21 protein-coding genes are annotated in these 23,995 nt (G+C 59.1%); 16 read left to right on the top strand and 5 right to left on the bottom strand.

All coding sequences use genetic code 11. The features are described from left to right. Positions 1-131: 131 nt before the first annotated feature. The 9 genes from ACP7BN_RS23045 (at position 132) to ACP7BN_RS23005 (ending at position 10,958) form a co-directional block, all read left to right on the top strand. Positions 132-863, top strand: coding sequence for a response regulator (locus ACP7BN_RS23045; protein ID WP_420646339.1), 732 nt, complete (start codon positions 132-134; stop codon positions 861-863). Continuing rightward, on the top strand, positions 853-2,322 hold the full coding sequence (locus ACP7BN_RS23040) for an ATP-binding protein (protein WP_426206237.1): 1,470 nt from the start codon (positions 853-855) through the stop codon (positions 2,320-2,322). Before ACP7BN_RS23045 ends, ACP7BN_RS23040 begins: the two co-directional genes overlap by 11 nt. A 295-nt stretch (positions 2,323-2,617) precedes the next feature. Next, positions 2,618-3,877: an AGE family epimerase/isomerase gene (locus ACP7BN_RS23035; RefSeq protein ID WP_426206236.1), complete on the top strand. Its 1,260-nt coding sequence runs from the start codon at positions 2,618-2,620 to the stop codon at positions 3,875-3,877. 117 nt (positions 3,878-3,994) lie between these two features. After that, a complete protein-coding gene (locus ACP7BN_RS23030; RefSeq protein ID WP_426206235.1) occupies positions 3,995-5,296 on the top strand; it encodes an ABC transporter substrate-binding protein in 1,302 nt (433 codons plus the stop codon). Positions 5,297-5,461: 165 nt separating this feature from the next. Then, positions 5,462-6,370, top strand: coding sequence for a carbohydrate ABC transporter permease (locus ACP7BN_RS23025; RefSeq protein WP_420646343.1), 909 nt, complete (start codon positions 5,462-5,464; stop codon positions 6,368-6,370). Further along, positions 6,363-7,208, top strand: coding sequence for a carbohydrate ABC transporter permease (locus ACP7BN_RS23020; protein WP_426206234.1), 846 nt, complete (start codon positions 6,363-6,365; stop codon positions 7,206-7,208). The genes ACP7BN_RS23025 and ACP7BN_RS23020 overlap by 8 nt, the downstream gene beginning before the upstream one ends. 2 nt (positions 7,209-7,210) lie before the next feature. Then, positions 7,211-8,371: an ABC transporter ATP-binding protein gene (locus ACP7BN_RS23015; protein ID WP_426206233.1), complete on the top strand. Its 1,161-nt coding sequence runs from the start codon at positions 7,211-7,213 to the stop codon at positions 8,369-8,371. Between the two features lie 98 nt (positions 8,372-8,469). Next, the gene (locus ACP7BN_RS23010) at positions 8,470-9,816 is read left to right on the top strand and encodes a carbohydrate porin (RefSeq protein ID WP_426206232.1); all 1,347 of its coding nucleotides are present in this window, start codon (positions 8,470-8,472) and stop codon (positions 9,814-9,816) included. A 287-nt stretch (positions 9,817-10,103) separates the two neighbouring features. After that, complete coding sequence (locus ACP7BN_RS23005; RefSeq protein ID WP_426206231.1) at positions 10,104-10,958, top strand: D-hexose-6-phosphate mutarotase; 855 nt, start codon at positions 10,104-10,106, stop codon at positions 10,956-10,958. Between the two features lie 219 nt (positions 10,959-11,177). On the opposite strand, the gene ACP7BN_RS23000 is transcribed toward ACP7BN_RS23005, so the two are convergent. After that, complete coding sequence (locus tag ACP7BN_RS23000; protein WP_178129043.1) at positions 11,178-12,038, bottom strand: MurR/RpiR family transcriptional regulator; 861 nt, start codon at positions 12,036-12,038, stop codon at positions 11,178-11,180. Positions 12,039-12,264: 226 nt separating this feature from the next. On the opposite strand from ACP7BN_RS23000, the gene zwf reads away from it, so the two are divergent. From zwf to ACP7BN_RS22980, 4 genes are all read left to right on the top strand, one after another. Continuing rightward, positions 12,265-13,734 (top strand): glucose-6-phosphate dehydrogenase, encoded by a 1,470-nt coding sequence (gene zwf, locus ACP7BN_RS22995; protein ID WP_426206230.1) that lies wholly within the window; start codon positions 12,265-12,267, stop codon positions 13,732-13,734. Continuing rightward, positions 13,721-14,434 carry a 6-phosphogluconolactonase gene (gene pgl / locus ACP7BN_RS22990; protein ID WP_420646349.1) on the top strand — a complete coding sequence of 238 codons (714 nt, stop codon included), beginning with the start codon at positions 13,721-13,723 and terminating at the stop codon, positions 14,432-14,434. The genes zwf and pgl overlap by 14 nt, the downstream gene beginning before the upstream one ends. 17 nt (positions 14,435-14,451) lie before the next feature. Beyond that, a complete protein-coding gene (locus tag ACP7BN_RS22985) occupies positions 14,452-15,117 on the top strand; it encodes a bifunctional 4-hydroxy-2-oxoglutarate aldolase/2-dehydro-3-deoxy-phosphogluconate aldolase (RefSeq protein WP_426206229.1) in 666 nt (221 codons plus the stop codon). Between the two features lie 182 nt (positions 15,118-15,299). Next, entirely contained in the window at positions 15,300-16,016 is a 717-nt protein-coding gene (locus tag ACP7BN_RS22980; protein WP_420646351.1) for an intradiol ring-cleavage dioxygenase, read from the top strand. On the opposite strand, the gene ACP7BN_RS22975 is transcribed toward ACP7BN_RS22980, so the two are convergent. Next, on the bottom strand, positions 16,013-17,194 hold the full coding sequence (locus ACP7BN_RS22975) for an aminotransferase class V-fold PLP-dependent enzyme (RefSeq protein ID WP_426206228.1): 1,182 nt from the start codon (positions 17,192-17,194) through the stop codon (positions 16,013-16,015). The two genes, ACP7BN_RS22980 and ACP7BN_RS22975, sit on opposite strands and share 4 nt — an antisense overlap. 26 nt (positions 17,195-17,220) lie before the next feature. Further along, positions 17,221-17,457 (bottom strand): DUF3820 family protein, encoded by a 237-nt coding sequence (locus tag ACP7BN_RS22970; protein ID WP_010457368.1) that lies wholly within the window; start codon positions 17,455-17,457, stop codon positions 17,221-17,223. Positions 17,458-17,664: 207 nt separating this feature from the next. Between ACP7BN_RS22970 and ACP7BN_RS22965 the strand changes: the two genes are divergently transcribed. Then, entirely contained in the window at positions 17,665-18,132 is a 468-nt protein-coding gene (locus tag ACP7BN_RS22965; protein ID WP_426206227.1) for a ferritin-like domain-containing protein, read from the top strand. Between the two features lie 74 nt (positions 18,133-18,206). Here the strand turns inward: ACP7BN_RS22965 and ACP7BN_RS22960 are convergent, their stop codons facing one another. After that, the gene (locus ACP7BN_RS22960) at positions 18,207-18,677 is read right to left on the bottom strand and encodes a MaoC family dehydratase (protein ID WP_420646355.1); all 471 of its coding nucleotides are present in this window, start codon (positions 18,675-18,677) and stop codon (positions 18,207-18,209) included. A gap of 43 nt (positions 18,678-18,720) precedes the next feature. Further along, the gene (locus tag ACP7BN_RS22955) at positions 18,721-19,665 is read right to left on the bottom strand and encodes a lysophospholipase (protein WP_426206226.1); all 945 of its coding nucleotides are present in this window, start codon (positions 19,663-19,665) and stop codon (positions 18,721-18,723) included. A 223-nt stretch (positions 19,666-19,888) separates the two neighbouring features. On the opposite strand from ACP7BN_RS22955, the gene fadD2 reads away from it, so the two are divergent. Both fadD2 and fadD1 read left to right on the top strand, forming a co-directional pair. Continuing rightward, a complete protein-coding gene (gene fadD2 / locus ACP7BN_RS22950) occupies positions 19,889-21,577 on the top strand; it encodes a long-chain-fatty-acid--CoA ligase FadD2 (RefSeq protein WP_426206225.1) in 1,689 nt (562 codons plus the stop codon). A gap of 346 nt (positions 21,578-21,923) precedes the next feature. Continuing rightward, entirely contained in the window at positions 21,924-23,621 is a 1,698-nt protein-coding gene (gene fadD1 / locus ACP7BN_RS22945; protein WP_426206224.1) for a long-chain-fatty-acid--CoA ligase FadD1, read from the top strand. Positions 23,622-23,995: the final 374 nt, after the last annotated feature.

Raw genomic sequence — 23,995 nt, 5'->3', positions numbered from 1 at the left:
TTGACTGGAAAACCAATAGGGCCGCTTCGCAGCCCAGCGGGAGCAAGCTCCCTCGCCACAAAAGCTCGTACGCCATCTGTTTTGGCTCAGGCATAATCCGCCCCAATTCCAACAACAAGGATGCCTTCGAAGTGAGCTCAGTCAACAAGTCGATATTGTTGGTCGATGACGACCAGGAAATACGCGAGTTGCTCGAGACCTACCTGACCCGCGCGGGTTTTCAGGTGCGGGCCACGGCCGATGGCGCCAGTTTTCGTCAGGCGCTGAACGACGCGCCGAGCGATCTGGTGATCCTTGATGTGATGCTGCCCGACGAGGACGGCTTCAGTCTGTGCCGTTGGGTGCGTCAGCATCCGCGTCAGGCGCAGGTGCCGATCATCATGCTCACCGCCAGCTCCGATGAGGCCGACCGCGTAATCGGTCTGGAACTCGGCGCTGACGACTACCTTGGCAAGCCCTTCAGCCCGCGTGAGCTGCAAGCACGGATCAAAGCCCTGTTGCGCCGCGCTCAGTTCGGCCAGGAACGCAGCGGCAGTGAAGTGCTGGCCTTCGATGAGTGGCGGCTGGACATGGTCAGCCACCGACTGTTTCACACCGACGGTGAAGAAGTGATTCTGTCCGGCGCCGACTTCGCGCTGCTCAAGCTGTTCCTCGATCATCCCCAGCAAATCCTCGACCGCGACACCATCGGCAACGCCACCCGTGGCCGCGACCTGATGCCGCTCGATCGCATTGTCGACATGGCCGTCAGCCGCTTGCGCCAACGCCTGCGCGACACGGAAAAACCGCCACGCCTGATCCGCACCGTGCGTGGCAGCGGCTACCAATTGGCAGCCAACGTGGTTGCCGGCAATGGTCACTGAGTTCCTGCGCAACGCCGCAGCCAAAGTGCCGGTGCCGCGTTCGCTGCTCGGGCGCATGCTGCTGCTGACGTTGTTGGCGGTGTTGTTCGCGCAGACCTTGTCCAGCGTGATCTGGGTTTCGCAATTGCGCGCCACGCAACTTGAAGGCCTGGTCACCAGCGCCCGTAGCCTCGCGCATTCGATGACCGCCAGCGTCAGCTATTTCCGCTCATTGCCGGTGGCCTATCGACCGCTGGTGCTGGATCAGTTGCGCAGCATGGGCGGTACACGTTTTGTCGTGACGCTCAACGACAAGCCGCTGGATATGGAAGTGCTGCCGGTCACGCCGCGCAAGGCAGCGGTGATGCAAGCAGTCGACGAAGTGTTGCGCCAGTCGCTGGGCCACGACACGGATATTCTGGTGACCTTCGTCAGCCCCGAGGATCTGCGGATCTTCAATGCCGGGCTGAAACTCGATGAGTTGCCACGCTCCTGGGCGCACTACGCGCTGACGCTGGAGCCGGTGAATCCGCCGGTGCTGGTCACGCAGATTCAAATGGCGCCGGGCGAATGGCTGTACATCGCCTCCCTGTTGCCCGAGCCGTACACCAGTCTTGAAGAACAAGGCCTGCCGGCGCAGCAGGTGTGGTTCATCGTCCTCACCAGCGGCTTTTTGCTGTTGTTTATTGGCCTGCTGGTGCACTGGCAGAGCCGGCCGCTCAAGCGCCTGGCGCGGGCGGCGCGGGACTTGTCGCTGGGTGCGGATGTCGAACCGGTGGCCGAGGGCGGTGGCAGTGAAGTGGTCGAAGTCGGTCGCGCATTCAACACCATGCGCGAGCGCATCAGCCGCTATCTGACCGAACGCAGCCAGTTGTTCAGCGCAATTTCCCACGACTTGCGCACGCCGATCACTCGCCTGCGTCTGCGCGTCGAACTGTTGGAAGACGAAAAGCTGCAAGCCAAGTTCGGTCGCGATCTGGATGAGCTGGAACTGCTGGTCAAAGGCGCGTTGCAATGTGTTAAAGACACCGACATCCACGAGAACATCGAACCGGTGGATCTCAATCATGTGCTTGATTGTCTGGTGGAGCCGTATCTGGCACCCAATGGCAATGGCCGCGTGACCCAGCAGGGGCGGGCGCTGGCCGCGTATTCCGGTAAGCCGTTGGCGCTGAAACGCTGCATCGGCAATCTGATCGACAACGCTTTGAAGTACGGGCAGAACGCGCATTTGCATATCGATGATGACGAGAGCGCGTTTGTGCTGCACGTCGATGATGAAGGCCCGGGCGTGCCGGAGCAGCGGTTGGAGCAGGTGTTTGAACCGCACTTTCGACTGGCGGGGCAGCAGCAGGGGTATGGTCTTGGATTGGGGATCGCGCGCAATATCGCGCATAGTCATGGTGGTGAGGTGACATTGCAGAATCTGCGTGAAGGCGGGTTGCGCGTGACCCTCCAACTTCCGCGTTCTGCTGACTGAAGATCAAAAAAGGCCCTCACCCTAACCCTCTCCCGGAGGGAGAGGGGACTGATTGGGGGATGCTGAAGAAATAAGCCGACCTGAAAGTGTTTTGCTGAATCCATAATCGATAAGGTCTTTCAGGTCGATGTTTGACCGTAGACACCTTGGTCGGCCCCCTCTCCCTCCGGGAGAGGGCTGGGGTGAGGGTCGCTCTTTGTCACGGTCCTGTGACAAACCCCGCCCCCTTCGTTACAAGGCAGTCCCGGCCCGTTGTTTAGACTCCGCGCAGTCATAACAACAAAAAAGGCCACCCATGGATCACTTCCAACCCGGCTTCAGCAGTTGGCTCAACGCCCCCGCGCACCAGCAATGGCTGGCTGCCGAAGGCCTGCGTCTGCTGGCGTTCGCCAAGGCTTCGCGCCTGCCTGAAGGCTTCGGCAACCTCGACGAGCGCGGCCACTTGCCGGCTGATGCGCAAGCCGAAACCATGAACACCGCGCGCATGACCCACAGCTTCGCCATGGCCCACATCCAAGGCCTGCCGGGTTACGCCGAGCTGATCGATCACGGCATTCAGGCCCTGCGTGGGCCACTGCGTGATGCGTTGCACGGCGGATGGTTCGCCACTGCCGAACACCGCGACGGCAATACCGGCAAGAACGCTTATCTGCACGCCTTCGTCGCCCTCGCCGCGAGTTCCGCGGTGGTCGCCAATCGCCCCGGCGCCCAAGCGCTGCTCGATGACGCGATCGACATTATCGACACCTATTTCTGGAGCGAAGAAGAGGGCGCCATGCGCGAATTCTTCAACCGCGACTGGAGCGAAGAAGAAGCCTATCGCGGCGCCAACAGCAACATGCACGCCACCGAAGCCTTCCTCGCACTGGCCGATGTCACTGAAGACCCGCGCTGGCTGGTGCGTGCGCAACGCATCGTCGAGCGGGTGATCCACGGCCACGCCGCCGCCAACGATTACCTGGTGATCGAGCATTTCGACCGCGACTGGCAGCCGCTGCGCGAGTACAACTCAGACAATCCCGCCGATGGCTTCCGCCCTTACGGCACCACGCCGGGCCACGGGTTCGAGTGGGCGCGGCTGTTGCTGCACCTTGAAGCCGCACGCGTGCAGGCGGGCATGCTCACCCCCGGCTGGCTCGTCACCGACGCGCAGAAACTCTTCGAAAACAACTGCCGTCATGGCTGGGACGTCGATGGCGCGCCAGGCATCGTCTACACCCTCGACTGGCACAACAAAGCCGTGGTTCGCCACCGCTTGCACTGGACTCACGCCGAAGCCAGCGCCGCCGCCAGCGCTCTACTCAAACGCACCGGAGATGCGCAATACGAAACCTGGTACCGACTGTTCTGGGAATTTTGTGAAAGCCATTTCATTGATCGCTGCGACGGCAGTTGGCACCACGAACTCGACCCGCAGAATCGCCCGAGTGCCGATATCTGGGCGGGCAAACCCGATCTGTATCACGCCTGGCAGGCGGTTTTGATCCCGCGTCTGCCACTGACGCCGAGCATGGCCAGTGCTCTGGCGCAATTATCCTGCGCTGTTCCTGTGTAACCATGTCGTGACATTCGCGCGTCCCTTCGTTACCTGCGCAGGGATGCGCTCTGTTTAAACTCCGTGCAGCGCAAGCACCAGACTTGCATGCATAACAACAAGAAAGGTACATCTCAGATGAATGCGATTTCTCGCCTAGCCACTGTCATTTCTGTTGCCTCCCTGTTCCCTCTCGCTGTGTTGCCGCTCAGTGTTTCCGCTGCCGATTCCAAAGGTTCGGTGGAAGTTGTGCATTGGTGGACGTCGGGTGGTGAAAAGGCTGCGGTCGATGTGCTCAAGGCCCAGGTCGAAAAAGACGGCTTTACCTGGAAGGATGGCGCCGTAGCCGGCGGTGGCGGTGCAACTGCCATGACCGTGCTGAAGAGCCGCGCCGTCGCCGGTAACCCGCCGGGCGTAGCCCAGATCAAAGGCCCGGATATCCAGGAATGGGCATCCACCGGTCTGCTCGACACTGACGTGCTGAAAGACGTTTCCAAGTCGGAAAAGTGGGACAGCCTGCTCGACAAGAAAGTCTCCGACACCGTCAAGTTCGAAGGTGATTACGTAGCCGTGCCGGTGAACATTCACCGTGTGAACTGGCTGTGGATCAACCCGGAAGTGTTCAAGAAAGCCGGGATCGAAAAAGCGCCGACCACCCTCGCAGAATTCTACGCAGCGGGCGACAAGCTCAAGGCTGCAGGCTTCATTCCATTGGCCCACGGTGGCCAGCCTTGGCAGGACAGCACCGTGTTCGAAGCGGTAGTGCTTTCGGTCATGGGCGTCGACGGTTACAAGAAAGCCCTGGTTGACCTGGACAACGCCACCCTGACCGGCCCGGAAATGGTCAAGGCGCTGACCGAGCTGAAGAAAGTCGCGACCTATATGGACCAGGACGGCAAAGGCCAGGACTGGAACCTCGAAGCGGCCAAGGTCATCAACGGCAAGGCCGGCATGCAGATCATGGGTGACTGGGCCAAGTCCGAATGGACCGCCGCCAAGAAAGTCGCCGGCAAGGACTACGAGTGCGTAGCGTTCCCGGGCACCGACAAGGCGTTCACCTACAACATCGACTCCCTGGCGGTGTTCAAGCAAAAAGACGCAGGCACCGCGGCGGGTCAGCAAGACATCGCCAAAGTCGTGCTGGGTGAGAACTTCCAGAAAGTCTTCAGCATCAACAAGGGCTCGATCCCGGTTCGCATCGACATGTTGAACAACATGGAAAAACTCGGCTTCGACTCGTGTGCACAGACTGCTGCCAAAGACTTCCTGGCGGACGCCAAGTCCGGCGGCCTGCAACCAAGCATGGCGCACAACATGGCGACCACGCTGGCCGTGCAGGGCGCGTTCTTTGATGTTGTGACCAACTACATCAACGACCCGAAAGCCGACCCGGCCGATGCTGCGAAGAAACTCGGCAGCGCGATCAAGTCTGCCAAATAACACCTTTGCAGGAGTCGGGTTGCTGTGGCGAGGGAGCTTGCTCCCGCTGGGGTGCGAAGCGCCCCCAAAGGCGGCGTCTGCTGCGCAGTCGAGCGGGAGCAAGCTCCCTCGCCACAAACTGATTCTTCAAGGCTGTAGTCCTTTTTCCCTGTACTGGATTTCCCCATGAGTTCTGTTGCTGTGTTCAGCAAGGCCTCGCCGTTCGATGCATTGCAGCGTTGGCTCCCGAAACTGGTGCTGGCGCCGAGCATGTTCATCGTTCTGGTGGGCTTCTATGGCTACATCCTGTGGACGTTCGTTCTGTCGTTCACCAGCTCGACGTTTCTGCCGACCTACAAGTGGGCCGGGCTGGCGCAATACGAGCGCCTGTTCGACAACGACCGCTGGTGGGTCGCGAGCAAAAACCTCGCGGTGTTCGGTGGCATGTTCATCGGTATCACCTTGGTGATCGGCGTGACACTGGCGATCTTCCTCGACCAGAAAATCCGTCGCGAAGGCTTCATCCGCACCATTTACCTGTACCCGATGGCGCTCTCGATGATCGTCACCGGTACCGCGTGGAAATGGCTGCTCAACCCGGGCATGGGCCTGGACAAATTGTTGCGTGACTGGGGCTGGGAAGGCTTCCGTCTGGACTGGCTGATCGACCCGGATCGCGTGGTGTATTGCCTGGTCATCGCGGCTGTGTGGCAAGCCTCGGGCTTCATCATGGCGATGTTCCTCGCCGGCCTGCGCGGGGTTGATCAGTCGATCATCCGTGCCGCGCAGATCGACGGCGCGAGCATGCCGCGCATCTATTGGAAAGTCGTGCTGCCAAGCCTGCGTCCGGTGTTCTTCAGCGCCGTGATGATTCTGGCGCACATCGCGATCAAGAGTTTCGATCTGGTGGCGGCGATGACGGCCGGTGGCCCGGGCTACTCGTCCGACCTGCCAGCGATGTTCATGTATTCCTTCACCTTCAGTCGCGGCCAGATGGGCATGGGTTCGGCCAGTGCGATTCTGATGCTCGGTGCGATCCTCGCGATCATCGTGCCTTACCTGTACTCCGAGCTGAGGACCAAGCGTAATGACTAGTCTCGCTAGCAAACCCGCCATCAGTCTGAGTCGCATCGCGATCTACGCGGTGCTGATCCTCGCCGTTCTGCTGTATCTGGTGCCGTTGGTAGTGATGCTGTTGACCAGCTTCAAGACCCCGGAAGACATCAGCACCGGCAACCTGCTGAGCTGGCCGACCGTGGTCAGCGGCATTGGCTGGGTGAAAGCCTGGGCCACGGTTGACGGCTATTTCTGGAACTCGATCAAGATCACCGTTCCGGCCGTAATCATCTCCACCGCCATCGGTGCGTTGAACGGCTATGTGCTGTCGTTCTGGCGCTTTCGTGGTTCGCAGCTGTTCTTCGGTCTGCTGTTGTTCGGCTGCTTCCTGCCGTTCCAGACCGTGCTGCTGCCGGCCTCGTTCACCCTCGGCAAGATGGGGCTGGCGAGCACCACCACCGGCCTGGTGTTCATCCATGTGGTCTACGGTCTGGCGTTCACCACGCTGTTCTTCCGTAACTACTACGTGAGCATTCCGGATGCGCTGATCAAGGCCGCACGCCTCGATGGCGCGGGGTTCTTTACGATCTTCCGCATGATCATCCTGCCGATGTCGACGCCGATCATCATGGTCTGCCTGATCTGGCAGTTCACCCAGATCTGGAACGACTTCCTGTTCGGTGTGGTGTTCTCCAGCGGTGATTCGCAACCGATCACGGTGGCGCTGAACAACTTGGTCAACACCAGTACCGGGGCCAAGGAATACAACGTGGATATGGCGGCGGCGATGATCGCCGGATTGCCGACCCTGCTGGTCTATGTGGTCGCAGGCAAGTATTTCGTGCGCGGGCTGACGGCCGGCGCAGTCAAGGGGTAATCATGGCTACGCTCGAACTTCGCAATGTAAACAAGACCTATGGCGCCGGCCTGCCGGACACCCTGAAGAACATCGAACTGTCGATCAAGGACGGTGAGTTCCTGATCCTCGTCGGCCCTTCGGGTTGCGGTAAATCGACCCTGATGAACTGCATCGCCGGACTGGAAACCATCAGCGGCGGCGCGATCATGATCGATGACCAGGACGTCAGCGGCATGAGCCCGAAAGATCGCGACATCGCCATGGTGTTCCAGTCCTACGCGCTGTACCCGACCATGAGCGTGCGCGAGAACATCGAGTTCGGTCTGAAGATCCGCAAGATGAGTCAGCCGGCGATCGATGAAGAAGTCGCCCGCGTGGCCAAACTGCTGCAGATCGAGCACCTGCTCAATCGCAAGCCGGGCCAGCTCTCCGGTGGTCAGCAACAGCGCGTGGCGATGGGCCGGGCGCTGGCGCGGCGGCCGAAGATTTATCTGTTCGACGAACCGCTGTCCAACCTCGACGCCAAGCTGCGGGTCGAGATGCGCACCGAAATGAAACTGATGCACCAGCGCCTGAAAACCACCACGGTCTACGTGACCCACGACCAGATCGAAGCGATGACCCTGGGCGACAAAGTGGCGGTGATGAAGGACGGCATCATTCAGCAGTTCGGCACGCCGAAACAGATCTACAACGACCCGGCCAACCTGTTCGTGGCGAGCTTCATCGGTTCGCCGCCGATGAACTTCATCCCCCTGCGTTTGCAGCGCAAGGACGGTCGTCTGCTGGCCCTGCTCGACAGCGGTCAGGCGCGTTGCGAATTGCCGATGGGCATGCAGGACGCCGGTCTCGAAGACCGTGAAGTGATCCTCGGTCTGCGTCCGGAGCAGATTGCTCTGGCCGGCAGCGAAGCCAACGGCCTGCCGACCATTCGCGCTGAAGTGCAAGTCACCGAACCGACCGGGCCGGACACGCTGGTGTTCGTCAACCTGAACGAAACCAAGGTCTGCTGCCGACTGGCACCGGACGTGGCACCGCAGGTGGGCGAGACCCTGACCCTGCAATTCGATCCATCGAAAGTGCTGCTGTTTGATGCCAAGACTGGCGAACGCCTGGGGGTTGCAGGCGTGGCGCAGACCGAGGCGCACAGCGCCAACGTCGCGCAGTTCAAGGGTCGCTGATTGCAACGGATCCGCGCTGGATGGCCTGTCATCCAGCGCAATTTATGTAAACCGCGTTAGATAAAAACAGTTAATAACAATAAAACGAGGATGTAGGGATGAAGAACAACACCAACGCTCAGCGTATCGGCCAGTTGTCTGCGATTGCGGCAATGATGCTCGCCGGTAGCGTTCACGCGGCTGACGCGTTCAGCTCGGATTCCGAGTGGATGACCGGGGATTGGGGCGGAGAGCGGACCAAGCTGATCGAGCAGGGTATCGACATCAAGGCAGACTACGTCGGTGAAGTTGGCGGCAACCTGCACGGTGGCTTCAACAACGACAAGACTGCGCGTTATGCCGACCAGTTTGGTCTGGGCGTGGCCCTCGACCTGCAAAAACTCTGGGGCTGGGATAACACTCAGGCGAAGATCCAACTGACCAACCGTAACGGCCAGAATATCTCCAACGACCGCGTTGGCGACCCGCGTGCCGGCACCCTGAGTTCGTCGCAAGAAGTCTACGGCCGTGGCCACATGGTGCGTCTGACCCAGTTGTGGATCAAACACCAGTTCTTCGACAACAAACTCGACATCAAGGCCGGTTACTTCGGCGAAGGCGAAGACTTCAACACCTTCCCGTGCGAGTTCCAGAACCTGGCGTTCTGCGGTTCGCAAGTGGGTAACTGGGCCACCAACATCTGGTACAACTGGCCAGTCAGCCAGGCCGCGATTCGTGTGAAGTACAACATCAACGACGAGCTCTACGCGCAGATCGGTGCTTACAACCAGAATCCGTCGCAACTCGAACACGGCAACGGCTTCAAGCTCAGCGGCAGCGGCACCAAAGGCACCGTGTTGCCGGTTGAACTGGTCTGGTTGCCTAACCCGAACAGCCTTCCTGGCGAATACCGTGTCGGTTACTACAAGAGCACGGCCAAGGCCGATGATGTTCGCGAAGACGACAACGGTAATGACGCAGCCACCACGGGCAACGCCTACCGCAGCCACAGCAGCAAATCCGGCTACTGGTTCGTCGCGCAACAGCAACTCACCAGCCACAACGGTGACAAGACTCGCGGTCTGAACATCGCGGCCAACGCGACCTTCCACGACAAGGACACCAACTTCATCGACAACTACCAGTCGCTGATGTTCGTGTACAAAGGTCCGTTCGACGCACGTCCGAAAGATGACGTCGGCATCGGTTTCGCTCGCACTCACGTCAACAAGGACGTGAAGCGCAATGCCGAACTGGTCAACGCTGCCAACGGTGTCGATAACTACGATAACCCACTGTTCTCGCCAATTCGTGAAACCGAATACAACTACGAGATCAACTACGGCTTCCACGTCACCAACTGGCTGACCGTACGTCCTAACCTGCAATACGTCACTCACCCGGGCGGTGTGGATGAAGTCGACAACGCTCTGGTCGCTGGCCTGAAAATTCAGTCGGTGTTCTAACGCGTCTGCGATAAGCTCCTCTCTATGTGCGCATATTTGCGGACAGCCAAGGCTGTCCGCTTTTTTTTGCGAGACTTGCAAGTATGTTTTGTGAAGTATGCATTTGTGGCGAGGGAGCTTGCTCCCGCTCGGCTGCGCAGCAGTCGTAAGCCCTGAAAATGCGGTTTGACTGATACACAACAGTGAATGGTTTTGGGGCCGCTTCGCAGCCCAGCGGGAGCAAGCTCCCTCGCCACAAGAGCAATGTGGATTGTTGAATACCCCCATGATTTTCAGGACCGTGGCAAATGCATGAGCATCCGCTGCAACGCTTCTTCAAATCCTTGCGCGAACGACCGGTGTTCGCCTGGGAGCGCTATCAGATGCGCGATGTGTTGGTGATCGATCACCCGCTGTGTCAGGCGGTGTTCAGTCGTCAGGGCGCGCAGTTGCTGCACTTCCAGCCGCGCGGACAAAAGCCCTGGTTGTGGTGCGCGGCGAAGTGGCCGCATGTCGGCGCGATTCGCGGCGGCGTGCCGGTTTGCTGGCCGTGGTACGGCCGGCATCCAAGTGAAAATGCGTGGCCATCGCATGGCTGGGCGCGGTTGCTCGACTGGAAGCTGCTCGACAGCAGCACCAGTGACGACGGCGTGCGTCTGCACTGGCAGTTACAGCTGTGCGACTGGCAGGTTGATCTGCACGCGCACCTCGGTGAACGCATGGAGTTACGCCTGAGCACCGAGCATCAGGACGACATGCCGTGCCAGATGAGTCAGGCCTTGCACGCTTACTGGCGTATTGGCGATGTTTCCGAGATAGCGCTGTCTGGGCTTGAGGGCGCGCAGGGTTATGACCAGTTGAATCGTCAGGCTTGCCAGCAGGAAGGCGAGTTACGGGTTGATGGTGGCTGTCAGCGCGTGTTCCAGCACGACGGTGAATTACAGCTCAAGGATCACGCCTGGCAGCGTGAATTGTGCATCGATACCGGGGACAGTGGGGACACGGTGGTCTGGCATCCGGGATCGCGGCCGCTGCTGGGTGTGAGCTGGGATGAGGTGTCGGAGTTTGTCTGTGTCGAGGCGGCGGCGGGGGGCACTGACAGTGTGCATCTGGCGCCGGGGGAGAAGGCGCATTTGAGTTTGCAGGCTTGGGCTGCGGCTTGAGTGTGTCAGGCCTATAGTCGGCCCTCACCCTAGCCCTCTCCCAGAGGTAGAGGGGACCGATTGGGGGATGCTGCAGAAATACGCCGACCTGAACGACGTTCGTTGAATCCATAATCGACTGGATCTTTCAGGTCGATGGACAACGCCAGACACCTCGGTCGGCCCCCTCTCCCTCCGGGAGAGGGCTGGGGTGAGGGTAGGCTTTTGGCTTCTAAAGCCTCAGTTGAACTCATCCCCCACCGGATACCGGCTCGCATTCAAGCTCTCTTTGATCTTGCGCAAGTGCGGCTGGAAATCCACCCCGCGACGCAACGTCATGCCAGTCGCCAGCACATCCAGCACGGTCAACTGAATGATCCGCGAAGTCATCGGCATATAGATGTCGGTGTCTTCCGGCAGCGGAATGTTCAGGCTCAGAGTACTGGCCTTGGCCAACGGCGAATTCTCTGCCGTCAGACCCAACACCGAAGCGCCATTCTCGCGAGCAATGCGCGCCACTTCCACCAGCTCGCGGGTACGCCCAGTATAGGAAATGATCACGAATAACTCGCCGGTATGTGCCACCGACGCAATCATGCGTTGCATCAGCACATCGGCGTGGGCCGTCACCGCGAGGTTGAAGCGGAAGAACTTGTGCTGCGCATCCAGCGCCACCGGAGCTGAAGCACCGAGGCCGAAGAAGTGGATCTGACGGGCCTGGATCAACAGGTCGACCGCGCGGCTGATCAGGTTCGGGTCGAGCGCCTGACAAGCGCTGTCCAAGGACGCGATGGCGCTGCCGAAAATCTTCTGCGTGTAGGCCTCGGGATTGTCATCCGCTTCCACCGCGCGGCTGACATACGCCGCGCCGCTGGCCAGGCTCTGCGCCAGCTGCAGCTTGAGTTCCGGATAACCACTGACACCGAACGAACGGCAGAAACGGTTGACCGTCGGCTCGCTGACCTTGGAGGCCTGGGCGAGGGCGGCGATGCTGAACCGGGTGGCCTGCTGTGGGTTGAGCAGGATCACTTCGGCGACTTTGCGTTCGGCCTTGTTCAGGTCTTCAAGGCGATTCTGGATTTGTTCCAGTAAATTTCGCACGCGGTCCATATGGATTCCTAGATTCACCGGCGCCGATCAGCGCGCAGCTATGCAAATTGGGCCTTTGATATGGCCCGTGACGGTGGCCTATCCTACTGATGGCTCCGACTGTCCACCACTCGGAATCTGAATTTTGCGAAAATGTTGTGGTTATTACTACATTTTCCCTTGAGTGATGCCTTGAAAAAAGGTATTTGTAGCTTAACTTGATAAAAGAACAAACATCATGCCTTCGATTACGGTTGAACCGTGCACCTTTGCCTTGTTCGGCGCGCTTGGCGATCTGGCCCTGCGCAAGCTGTTCCCTGCTCTCTATCAGCTGGACGGCGCCGATCTGCTGCACGCGGACACGCGCATCATCGCGCTGGCCCGTGAGCCCGGCACCGAGCAGGAGCACTTGGCGCTGATCACTAAAGAACTGCGCCGTTACGTCGAAGCCAAAGATCTCAATGAAGCCGTGGTCGAGCGCTTTCTCGCGCGGCTGACCTACCTGCACGTCGACTTTCTCAAGGCTGATGACTACGTCGCGCTGGCCGAACTGGCCGGCAGCAGCCAACGCATGATTGCCTACTTCGCCACGCCGGCCGCCGTCTACGGCGCTATTTGCGAGAACCTGGCGAAAGTCGGTCTGGCCGAAAATACGCGCGTGGTGCTGGAAAAACCGATCGGTTCGGATCTCGAATCCTCGCGCAAGGTCAACGACGCGGTGGCGCAGTTTTTCCCGGAGAACCGCACCTACCGCATCGACCACTATCTGGGCAAAGAAACCGTTCAGAACCTGATCGCCCTGCGTTTCGCCAACAGCCTGTTCGAAACCCAGTGGAACCAGAATTACATCTCCCACGTGGAAATCACCGTGGCCGAGAAGGTTGGCATCGAAGGCCGTTGGGGCTACTTCGACAAGGCCGGCCAACTGCGCGACATGATCCAGAATCACCTGTTGCAGCTGCTGTGCCTGATCGCCATGGACCCGCCGGCCGACCTGTCCGCCGACAGCATCCGTGACGAGAAAGTCAAAGTGCTCAAGGCCCTCGCGCCGATCAGCCCGGAAGGTCTGACCACGCAAGTGGTGCGCGGTCAGTACATAGCCGGTCACAGCGAAGGCAAGTCCGTACCGGGCTATCTCGAAGAACCGAATTCCAACACCCAGAGCGACACCGAAACCTTCGTCGCTTTGCGTGCCGACATCCGCAACTGGCGCTGGGCCGGCGTGCCGTTTTACCTGCGTACCGGCAAGCGCATGCCGCAGAAACTGTCGCAGATCGTTATCCATTTCAAAGAACCGTCGCACTACATCTTCGCCCCCGAGCAGCGCCTGCAGATCAGCAACAAACTGATCATTCGCCTGCAACCGGACGAAGGTATTTCCTTGCGCGTGATGACCAAGGAACAGGGTCTGGACAAGGGTATGCAACTGCGCAGCGGTCCGCTGCAACTGAATTTCTCCGACACCTGGCGTAGCGCGCGGATCCCCGATGCCTACGAGCGGCTGTTGCTGGAAGTGATGAACGGCAATCAGAACCTGTTTGTCCGTAAAGATGAAATCGAAGCCGCGTGGAAATGGTGTGATCAGTTGATCGCCGGCTGGAAAAAATCCGGTGACGCGCCCAAGCCGTACGCGGCCGGGTCGTGGGGGCCGATGAGCTCGATTGCATTGATCACGCGGGACGGGAGGTCGTGGTATGGCGATATCTGATGTGAAACTGCCCGAGGGCGTGAACGCCCACGAGTTCAAGAGTCCGGTGTTGCTTGCCGAAGGCCTGGCGCTGAATGTCGCCAAGCAATTGAGCGACGCACTGGCGGCGCGCGGCACTGCGGTGTTGGTGGTGTCTGGCGGGCGTAGCCCGGTGGCATTTTTCCAGCACTTGGCCAAGCAGGATCTGGATTGGGCCAACGTTGTCGTGACCCTCGCCGATGAGCGTTGGGTACCGGTCGAACATGCCGACAGCAATGCCGGTTTGCTCAAGCAGTATCTGCTCAAAGGCCCGGCGGCCAAGGCGCAGTTCCTTAGTCTGTACAGCGCTGCGGCGAATGTAGAGCAGGCGGCTGAACAGGCCGATCGTTTGCTCGGCGAGCTGCCGGGTATCGACGTGCTGGTGCTGGGCATGGGTGATGACGGGCACACCGCGTCGCTGTTCCCCGGCAGCCCGAACCTTGCCGAAGCGCTGCAAGTCGATGGCACGCGTCGCTGCTGGTCGATGCTCGCGCCGAGCGTGCCGCGTCAGCGCCTGACCATGAGCCGGGCGCTGCTGGCTTCGGCGAAGCACAAGATTCTATCGATTTCCGGTCAGTCGAAACTGACCACCCTGAATACCGCACTGGCGGGTGACGATGTTGCCGCATTGCCGATTCGCGCGTTTCTGCAACCCACGTTAGAGATTTACTGGTGCCCATGAGCCAAGGAACAGCCGCTATGACAATCCCATCCCCGACCGTTTCCATGGCGGATAAAGTTGCCCTGATCGACAGCCTCTGTGCCAAGGCGCGGATTCTGCCGGTGATCACCATCGCTCGTGAACAGGACGTGCTGCCACTGGCGGACGCCCTGGCTGCCGGTGGTTTGACTGCGCTGGAAGTGACTCTGCGTTCGCAATTCGGCCTCAAGGCGATCCAGATTCTGCGTGAGCAGCGTCCAGAGCTGATGACCGGCGCCGGCACCGTGCTCGACCGCAACATGCTCGCGGCTGCCGAAGCCGCCGGTTCGCAATTCATCGTCACGCCGGGCATCACCCGTGACCTGCTGGAAGCCAGCGTCGACAGCCCGATTCCGCTGTTGCCGGGCATCAGCAATGCCTCCGGGATCATGGAAGGTTACGGCCTGGGTTATCGCCGCTTCAAGCTGTTCCCGGCTGAAGTCAGCGGTGGCGTCGCAGCGATCAAAGCGCTGGGCGGCCCGTTCGGTGAAGTGAAATTCTGCCCGACTGGCGGCGTCAGCCCGGCCAATATCAAAAGCTACATGGCGCTGAAAAACGTCATGTGCGTGGGCGGTAGCTGGATGCTTGATCCGGAGTGGATCAAGAACGGCGACTGGGCGCGCATTCAGGAATGCACCGCCGAGGCGTTGGCGCTGCTGGACTGATGCTGGACTTAATTGTTACCTGACACTTCGTTGTGTGTTCTACGGCTTTAGCGGTGCACTTGGTCGGTGCGCCGTTTTTTTTTGCCCGCAAAAATCTTTGTTATGTCGCGATACATAGTTACCGCACTTGGCATGGCGTGTGGGGCTAACCTGCGTTCATCTTAAGGAAGAGAGAACGCGAGATGGAAAACCAGTCTTCATCCTCAACAATCTATCAATTGGCCCCCGAGCAAGTCGCCGGGCCGTATTTCCGTAACCCTAAACTGCTGCGCCGCAACATCAGCGAAGGCGCCGAGGGCTTGCCGCTTCTTTTGCGTCTGACCATCGTCGACGCCATGACCGGCGAACCGGTCAATGGAGCATTGGTGGATATCTGGCACTGCAACGCGCGTGGCGCTTACTCCGGCTGGAGCCGGCTTGATCCGGATCAGGAAGTCACTGTCGACGATATCGGCTCGATCCCGCGCACCGACGACGACACTTACCTGCGCGGCGGCCAGTTCAGCGATCACAAGGGCAGGGTGCGCTTCACTACGATCTATCCGGGATTCTATGCGGGGCGTGCGCTACACATTCACGTGGCGGTGCGCATCGTCGCCGGTAATGAATACCTGGAGGAACGCAACGTCGCCTGGGTCGGTCAGCTGTATTTCCCGGAAGTCGCCTCACGTTCGGTGCTGAATGCCAAAGCCTATCGCGGACGTGGTTCGGCGCCGTTGAACAACGCCGAGGACAGCTATTACGCGAACATGGGGGGTGAGGCGTCGACCCTGACGGTCTGGCCGGTGGGCCGCGATTCCAATGAAGACGGATTCTTCGGTCACCTGACGATCGGCATCGACACCTTTGCGGTATCGTCGCAGATCAAGCCCGAGGATTTCGACAAGTACACGGTTTAGCGAAGTTCGTTCAGGGCGCCGATCAATAACTCGATGTCCGCCACGGTGGTGGTCAGCCCGGAGGTGATGCGAATGCACGGCCCGCAGGCTGCACCTGTGCGCACTACGGTGAACAAGTTGTACTTATCGAACAAGCGTTCAACCATGGCTTGTTGATCGGTATGCCGGGTAAAGCGAAATGCCGTGATGCCGCAATACAGGCGTGGGTCATCCGGAGTCAGTACTTCGATGCCGGGCAGATTGCGCACGGCGCTGACCCACAGGTTGCGCAGGTAATTCACCCGCGCACCCTTGGCGGCCGCGCCACCCAGCGAGCGGTGTTCTTCGAACACCAGCGGCAAAGTCATCAGAGCCGGAATATTCGGCGTGCTGTAGGGCACACGCGAACGAATATCGCTGATCGGGAAATGCATCTCGCCCATGTCCGGATCAATATCGGCCAGGCGCTGCGGCGCGATATACAGGAAACCGAGAGTCAGCGGCGAACCGATCCATTTGTGCAGGTTGTACGCGGCGAAGCTGATGCCCAGCGCTTCGAGATCGAATTCGATCTGCCCCAGTGCGTGAGCGCCGTCGAGGATGATATCGACACCGTGCTCTTTGGCCTGCGCAGCAATCGCCTGCACTGGCATCACCAGACCGGTGCGGTGGGTAACATGAGTCAGCGCCATCAACTTGAGCTTGGGATAGCGGATGAACGCTTCGCGGTAGGTGGCCAGCAGGTAATCGAAACTGGTCGGATGTGCGTGTTCGATCTCGATCACTTCGACCCCGCGATGGCGTGCCAGCCAACGCATTGCGCCCTTGACCGTGTCGTACTCCAAATCACTGATCAACACCTGATCGCCCGGCTGCAACTGGTTGTAGTTGCGAATCAGCGCTTGCAGGCCGGCAGTAGCGTTGTGAGTGAAGGCCACGCTTTGCGCACGCACGCCTATCAACTCGGCCAGTTGCGCGCGGATGTCGAGGCTGTCGCGCTGTTCGAACTGCTGGCGCACGTAGATCGAATTGCTGTTGTTGATCAGCTCGATGTTGCGCTGATATTCCTCGACCACCGTGCGCGACATGCGCCCGAAGTAACCGTTCTCCAGATTGATCGGGCCCGATTGCAGGTCGTAGCGGCCGCAAAAGGTTTCCCAAAAATCTTCATCGTGGGCGCGCAGGGTGTTATCAGGCATGTTTGACTCGATTCAAGGATGCGCCCTCAGTGGCGCGGTGCAGGTTTGCCATGTTTGGCGCGCAGCGGTTCGAGCAAGTCCGACAGACCGTTATGATCGATTTCCTGCATCAACGCCAGCAGCCCGCCGAGTTCGCCGTGGGGGAAACCTTCGCGGGCGAACCAGTTGAGGTACTGGCCGGGCAGGTCGGCAATGATCCGGCCCTTGTATTTGCCGAAAGGCATCTCGCGGGTGATCAGCAGTTCAAGTTTTTCGGGATTCATCGGCGCGACCGTCTGGCTTCAAAAACACTGTGGAAAATACAGGCATTCTGCATGCAGGCCAAATGACAGATCATGCAAATTACCGAGATACAGATAGTTCAATTATCTTTAAGTCATTGATAATTAACGAATTTTTAAAAATAAAAAAGCTGGCACACACTCTGCAATATCCCTTGCATCTTTCATCAACCCGCAAGGAATTGAAAAATGACCGACATGAATAAAGAAGCCATCTCCGTACTCAACGACCTGATCGAAACCAGCAAAGACGGTCAGGAAGGGTTCAAGACTTGCGCTGAAGACATCAAGCACCCAGAGCTGAAAACCCTGTTCGTAACCCGCTCCGCCGACTGCGCTGCAGCAGCTGCAGAATTGCAGGCCGAAGTTCGCAAGCTGGGCGGCGATCCGGAAACTTCCACCAGCGTCAGCGGTGATCTGCACCGTCGTTGGGTCGACGTCAAAGCCATGTTCACCGGCAAAGACGAAGAGGCAGTTCTGAACGAAGCCGAGCGCGGTGAAGACCACGCGCTGAAGGCTTATCGTGAAGCGATCGAGAAGATCAACAAGCACGGCCTTGTTGGTATTCGTGATCTGGTTGAGCGTCAATACCACGGCGTGCAACGTAACCACGACCAGGTGAAAGCCCTGCGTAACCAGGCTCGTGCGCGTTCTTAAGCGTTCGTAGTCAGTAGAAAAAACGCCAGCCAGTCTGGCGTTTTTTTATGTCTGCAATTCAGGCCGCTCAGAAATCAGCCAATACTGATTGGCGGCAAAACCGGCAATGTCACAGTCTGTTGCTTGCGTGGTGCCAGAATCTCCGCCTCGCCATCCACCACCAATTCATCACGCTGGTTGAACACGCGAGTAGCAATCCGTACGCGAAACTTCGGCAGCTTCTCGAGAATCTCCAGGCGCACGGTCAAGGTGTCACCAATTTTCACCGGCTTCTGAAAGCTCATCTGCTGACCGATATAAATGGTCCCCGGCCCAGGCAACTCACAGGCAACCGCAGCACTGATCAGCGCGCCACTGAACATGCCGTGGGCGATACGCTCCTTGAACATGCTGGCGGCGGCGAATTCGGCGTCGAGGTGCACCGGGTTGTGGTCACCCGACATCGCGGCGAACAGCTGAATGTCGCGCTCTTCGACGTGCTTGGTGTAGCTGGCGGTCTGGCCGACTTCGAGGGCTTCGTAAGGGGTGTTGGTAACCTGGGTCATCGGTATCAATTCCTGTAGCGGGATTCGATCAATCCACAAAAAATTATTCGCTTCGGTGAGGTCGGCGGTGGCTCAGGGCCTGGTCGATCCAGGCCAGCACATCGGCGATCACTTGCTCGCGGTTGCTCTCGTTGAACAATTCGTGGCGCGCCTGCGGGTAGATATTCAACTGCAGGTTCTGGCTGCCGGCCGAGCGCAAGGCGTTGGCCAGATCAGTCAGACGCTTGCCGTCGCTCACCGGATCACATTCGCCGCCGATCACCAGCAACGGCAGGCCGGGATCAATCTGCGCGAGATTGGACGCTTTGCTGATTTGCTGCAAGCCGCCGAGCAGGTCGATCCACAGTTGATTGGTGCAGCGAAAGCCGCACAGCGGGTCGCTGGCGTACTTGTCGACCTCGACCGGGTCGCGACTCAGCCAGTCGAACTGCGTGCGCACCGGTTTGAATTTGTTGTTGAACGAGCCAAACGACAGCCACTCGATCAGCGCACTGCGGCCCTTGGCGCCTTGGCGCAATTTCTCAAGGCGGGCGATCTGCCGGGCTGCGCGGTACAGCGCCACGGGCTGAAAATTCGAACCGCTGAGGATCGCCCCGTGCAGACTGGCGCTGTGGTGCAGCAAATACGCCTGACCCAAATAGCTGCCCATGCTGTGCCCGAGCAGCACGATCGGTACGCCGGGATGGCGCTGCCCGATGTGCTGGTTGAGGCTGGCCAGATCGCCGATCACCTTGCACCAGCCATCGTCATCGGCGAAATGTCCGAGCGTCCCATGTTCGGCGGTTTTGCCATGTCCACGCAGATCCGGGGCATATACGCCGTAACCTTCAGCGCACAACTGCTCCGCCAGTTGCGCATAGCGGCCACTGTGTTCGGCCATGCCGTGGGCCAGCAAAATCACGGCTTTGAGCGGTGCGCCCGGCAACCACTGGTTGACGAACAGGCGGCTGCGGTCACTCGCGTCCAGCCAGAAGGTGTCGTGGATCATGGCGCTTCCTTTTGCTACATGGGCGGTCTGACGTTGCATTGTATAGCGCGTCCGATCAGCCCACGCCACGGCAGGAAGATTCATACGATCAATGAGGACGCTGGGCGTATTTGCCTGATTGACCATAGCTGCTAGTGTCCGTGAAGCACCGCTTGTCACTTCGGCTTGCTGCGAAGTGACAGAACAGCGGCCCGGATCGGCTCAGGTAAAGAGGACAAGAACAATGCAACCTGATTTCTGGAATGACAAACGCCCGGCGGGCGTACCCCTGGACATCGACATGGGCGAATTCAAGTCGGTGATCGAGGTGTTCGAGCGTTCCTGCAAGAAATTCGCTGACCGCCCGGCGTTCAGCAACATGGGCGTGACCCTGACCTACGCCGAACTCGAGCGTCAGAGCGCGGCGTTCGCCGGTTACCTGCAAGCGCACACCGATCTGGTACCCGGGGATCGCATTGCGGTGCAGATGCCCAACATCCTGCATTATCCGATTGCCGTGTTCGGCGCGTTGCGCGCCGGGCTGATCGTGGTCAACACCAACCCGCTGTACACCGCGCGGGAGATGCGCCACCAGTTCAAGGACTCCGGCGCCCGGGCGTTGGTTTACCTGAACATGTTCGGCCAGAAAGTCCAGGAAGTGCTGGCGGACACCGACATCGAGTACTTGATCGAAGCGAAGATGGGCGATCTGATGCCCACCGCCAAAGGCTGGCTGGTCAACACAGTGGTCAGCAAAGTGAAGAAGATGGTGCCGGCGTATTCGTTGCCCCAGGCCATCTCGTTCAAAAGTGCGTTGCGCCAGGGGCGTGGTCTCGGGATCAAGCCGCTGAAGGTCAGCCTGGATGACATCGCGGTGCTGCAATACACCGGCGGCACTACCGGACTGGCCAAAGGCGCGATGCTCACGCACGGCAATCTGGTGGCGAACATGCAGCAGGTGCGCGCCTGCCTCGGGCAGTTCGGCAGCGACGGTCAGCCGCTGCTGCGCGAGGGCCAGGAGGTGATGATCGCGCCGCTGCCGCTGTACCACATCTATGCGTTCACCGCGAATTGCATGTGCATGATGGTCTCGGGCAACCACAACATTCTGATCACCAATCCGCGTGACATTGCCGGCTTCATCAAGGAGCTGAAAAACTGGAAATTCTCCGCGCTGCTGGGCCTCAACACGCTGTTCGTCGCGCTGATGGAGCACCCGGATTTCAAGACGCTGGATTTCTCCACGCTCAAACTCACCAACTCCGGCGGCACCGCGCTGGTCAAGGCCACTGCCGAACGTTGGGAAGCTCTCACCGGTTGCCGCATCACCGAAGGTTACGGTCTGACCGAAACCTCACCGGTGGCCTGCACCAATCCGTACGGTGAGCTGTCGCGGCTCGGTACAGTCGGCCTGCCGGTGCCGGGCACCACGCTGAAAGTCATCAATGACGACGGTGTCGAACAACCGGCGGGGGAGCGCGGTGAGCTGTGCATCAAAGGCCCGCAGATCATGAAAGGCTACTGGCAGAAACCCGAGGCCACCGCCGAAGTGCTGGATGCCGAGGGCTGGTTCAAGTCGGGTGATATCGCGGTGATCGACCCGGACGGTTTCGTGCGCATCGTTGATCGCAAGAAAGACATGATCATTGTCTCTGGTTTCAACGTGTACCCGAACGAGATCGAAGACGTGGTGATGGCCCATCCGAAAGTCGCCAACTGCGCGGTGATCGGCGTGCCGGACGAGCGTTCGGGCGAAGCGGTGAAGCTGTTTGTGGTGGCGCGCGAAACCGGCGTCAGCCTGGAAGAGCTGAAGGCCTACTGCAAAGAGAATTTCACCGCATACAAAGTGCCCAAGCACATCGTGTTGCGCGAGTCGTTGCCGATGACGCCGGTCGGGAAGATTTTGCGTAGGGAGTTGCGCGATATCGCATAAAGGCTGCGCTTCGCACAATCGCTAGCAGGCTAGCTCCCACAAGGTTTTCGGTGATCCTGTGGGAGCTAGCCTGCTAGCGATTTTGTTTGTGCGAGCGCCGAGAATGCGGGACTTTCAAGGTGGTCTAGGATTTTTGCTCTAAAATGACTGCCAGCAATTCTTGAGTCATCAATGTGACTGTAGGGGCTACTTTTGGCTCTAGTCGACCCTTTCCAAAGCTGCTACTCTCGGCGCGCTTTGTGACTTCTCGGCCGCTAAAAAGCCAGATTCACCAACACAAAACACACACCAATAATAATCGCATCAAATGCGGTGCTGAATTCGCGTTGCTGAGGAGTGGGCTTCCATGAACGAAGACTTTTGGAAGGATAAGTACCCCGCTGGTATTGCTGCCGACATCAATCCAGACGAGTACCCGAATATTCAGGCAGTGTTGAAGCAATCCTGCCAACGCTTCGCCGACAAACCGGCATTCAGCAACCTGGGCAAGACAATCACCTACGGTGAACTGTACGAATTGTCCGGTGCTTTTGCTGCTTACCTGCAACAGCATACCGATTTGCAGCCCGGTGATCGAATCGCCGTGCAACTGCCCAACGTGTTGCAGTACCCGGTCGCAGTCTTCGGTGCCATCCGCGCCGGGCTGATCGTGGTCAACACCAACCCGCTGTACACCGCGCGGGAAATGGAACACCAATTCAACGACTCCGGCGCAAAAGCCCTGGTGTGCCTGGCGAACATGGCGCACCTGGCGGAAGCCGTGGTGCCGAAAACCGGCGTCAAACACATCATCGTCACCGAAGTTGCCGACCTGTTGCCGCCGCTCAAGCGCCTGCTGATCAACAGCGTCATCAAGTACGTGAAGAAAATGGTGCCGGCCTATCACCTGCCGAAAGCCGTCAAGTTCAACGACGTGATGAGCAAGGGCCACGGCCAGCCAGTCGCCGAAGCCAATCCGCACAGCGGCGACGTCGCGGTGTTGCAATACACCGGCGGCACCACCGGCGTAGCCAAGGGCGCGATGCTCACCCATCGCAACCTCGTCGCCAACATGCTGCAGTGCAAGGCGCTGATGGGTTCCAACCTGAATGAAGGTTGCGAAATCCTGATCACGCCGCTGCCGCTGTACCACATCTATGCGTTCACCTTTCATTGCATGGCGATGATGCTGATCGGCAACCACAACATCCTGATCAGCAACCCGCGCGACCTGCCGGCGATGGTCAAGGAACTGTCGAAGTGGAAGTTCAGCGGTTTCGTCGGCCTCAACACGCTGTTCGTGGCGCTGTGCAACAACGAAGGCTTCCGCAAGCTGGATTTCTCGGCGCTGAAAGTCACCTTGTCCGGCGGCATGGCCCTGCAACTGGCGGCGGCCGAGCGCTGGAAAGAAGTTACCGGTTGCTCCATCTGCGAAGGCTACGGCATGACCGAAACCAGCCCGGTGGCCACGGTCAACCCGATCCAGCATATCCAGATCGGCACCATCGGCATTCCGGTGCCATCGACCGTGTGCAAAGTCATCGACGATGCCGGTGTCGAGCAACCGCTGGGTTCGATCGGCGAACTGTGCGTCAAAGGCCCGCAAGTGATGAAGGGCTACTGGCAGCGTCAGGACGCCACCGACGAAATGCTCGACAGCGAAGGCTGGCTGAAAACCGGCGACATCGCGCTGATTCAGCCGGATGGCTACATGCGCATCGTTGATCGCAAGAAAGACATGATTCTGGTTTCTGGTTTCAACGTCTATCCGAATGAACTGGAAGACGTGTTGGCGACCCTGCCAGGCGTATTGCAGTGCGCAGCCATCGGCATTCCGGACGAGAAATCCGGCGAGTCGATCAAGATTTTTATCGTCGCCAAACCGGGTGTGACGCTGACCAAGGAAACCGTGATGGAGCACATGCGCGCCAACGTCACGGGTTACAAGGTGCCGCGTTCGGTGGAATTTCGTGATGCGCTGCCGACGACCAACGTTGGCAAGATCTTGCGTCGCGAGTTGCGCGATGAAGAGCTGAAGAAGATCAAGGCGAAGAACGCCGCTTAAACAAAGAGCCCCGCAGATGCGGGGCTTTTTTATTCGGCATGAGTTATTTGCTGTTAATTAGAACCAGCCCCTCACCCCAGCCCTCTCCCAATGGGAGAGGGGGAAAGGGGGCCGATCTTTATGCTATTCAGATCCTGAGTTCGACTCATAACTTTCAGGTCAATGTCTTAAGGCCAAACACTTCGGTCAGTCCCCTCTCCCTCCGGGAGAGGGCTAGGGTGAGGGGAAACGGCCATCCCCCAATCTCACTGACGAAAGTGCAGTGGTCAACTAATTCCGGGCACCTCGATAGGTGGTTTTGACGCCATTGCCCGCTCATAAACGGTCGGTGGCAGATATCCCAGTTTCGAGTGCAGCCGTTCGTTGTTGTAAAA

This window comes from Pseudomonas sp. TWP3-1, assembly GCF_049896625.1.
GTDB lineage: Bacteria > Pseudomonadota > Gammaproteobacteria > Pseudomonadales > Pseudomonadaceae > Aquipseudomonas.
The sequence above is the reverse complement of the archived record's forward strand: the minus strand, read 5'-3'. Positions and strand labels throughout refer to the sequence as shown.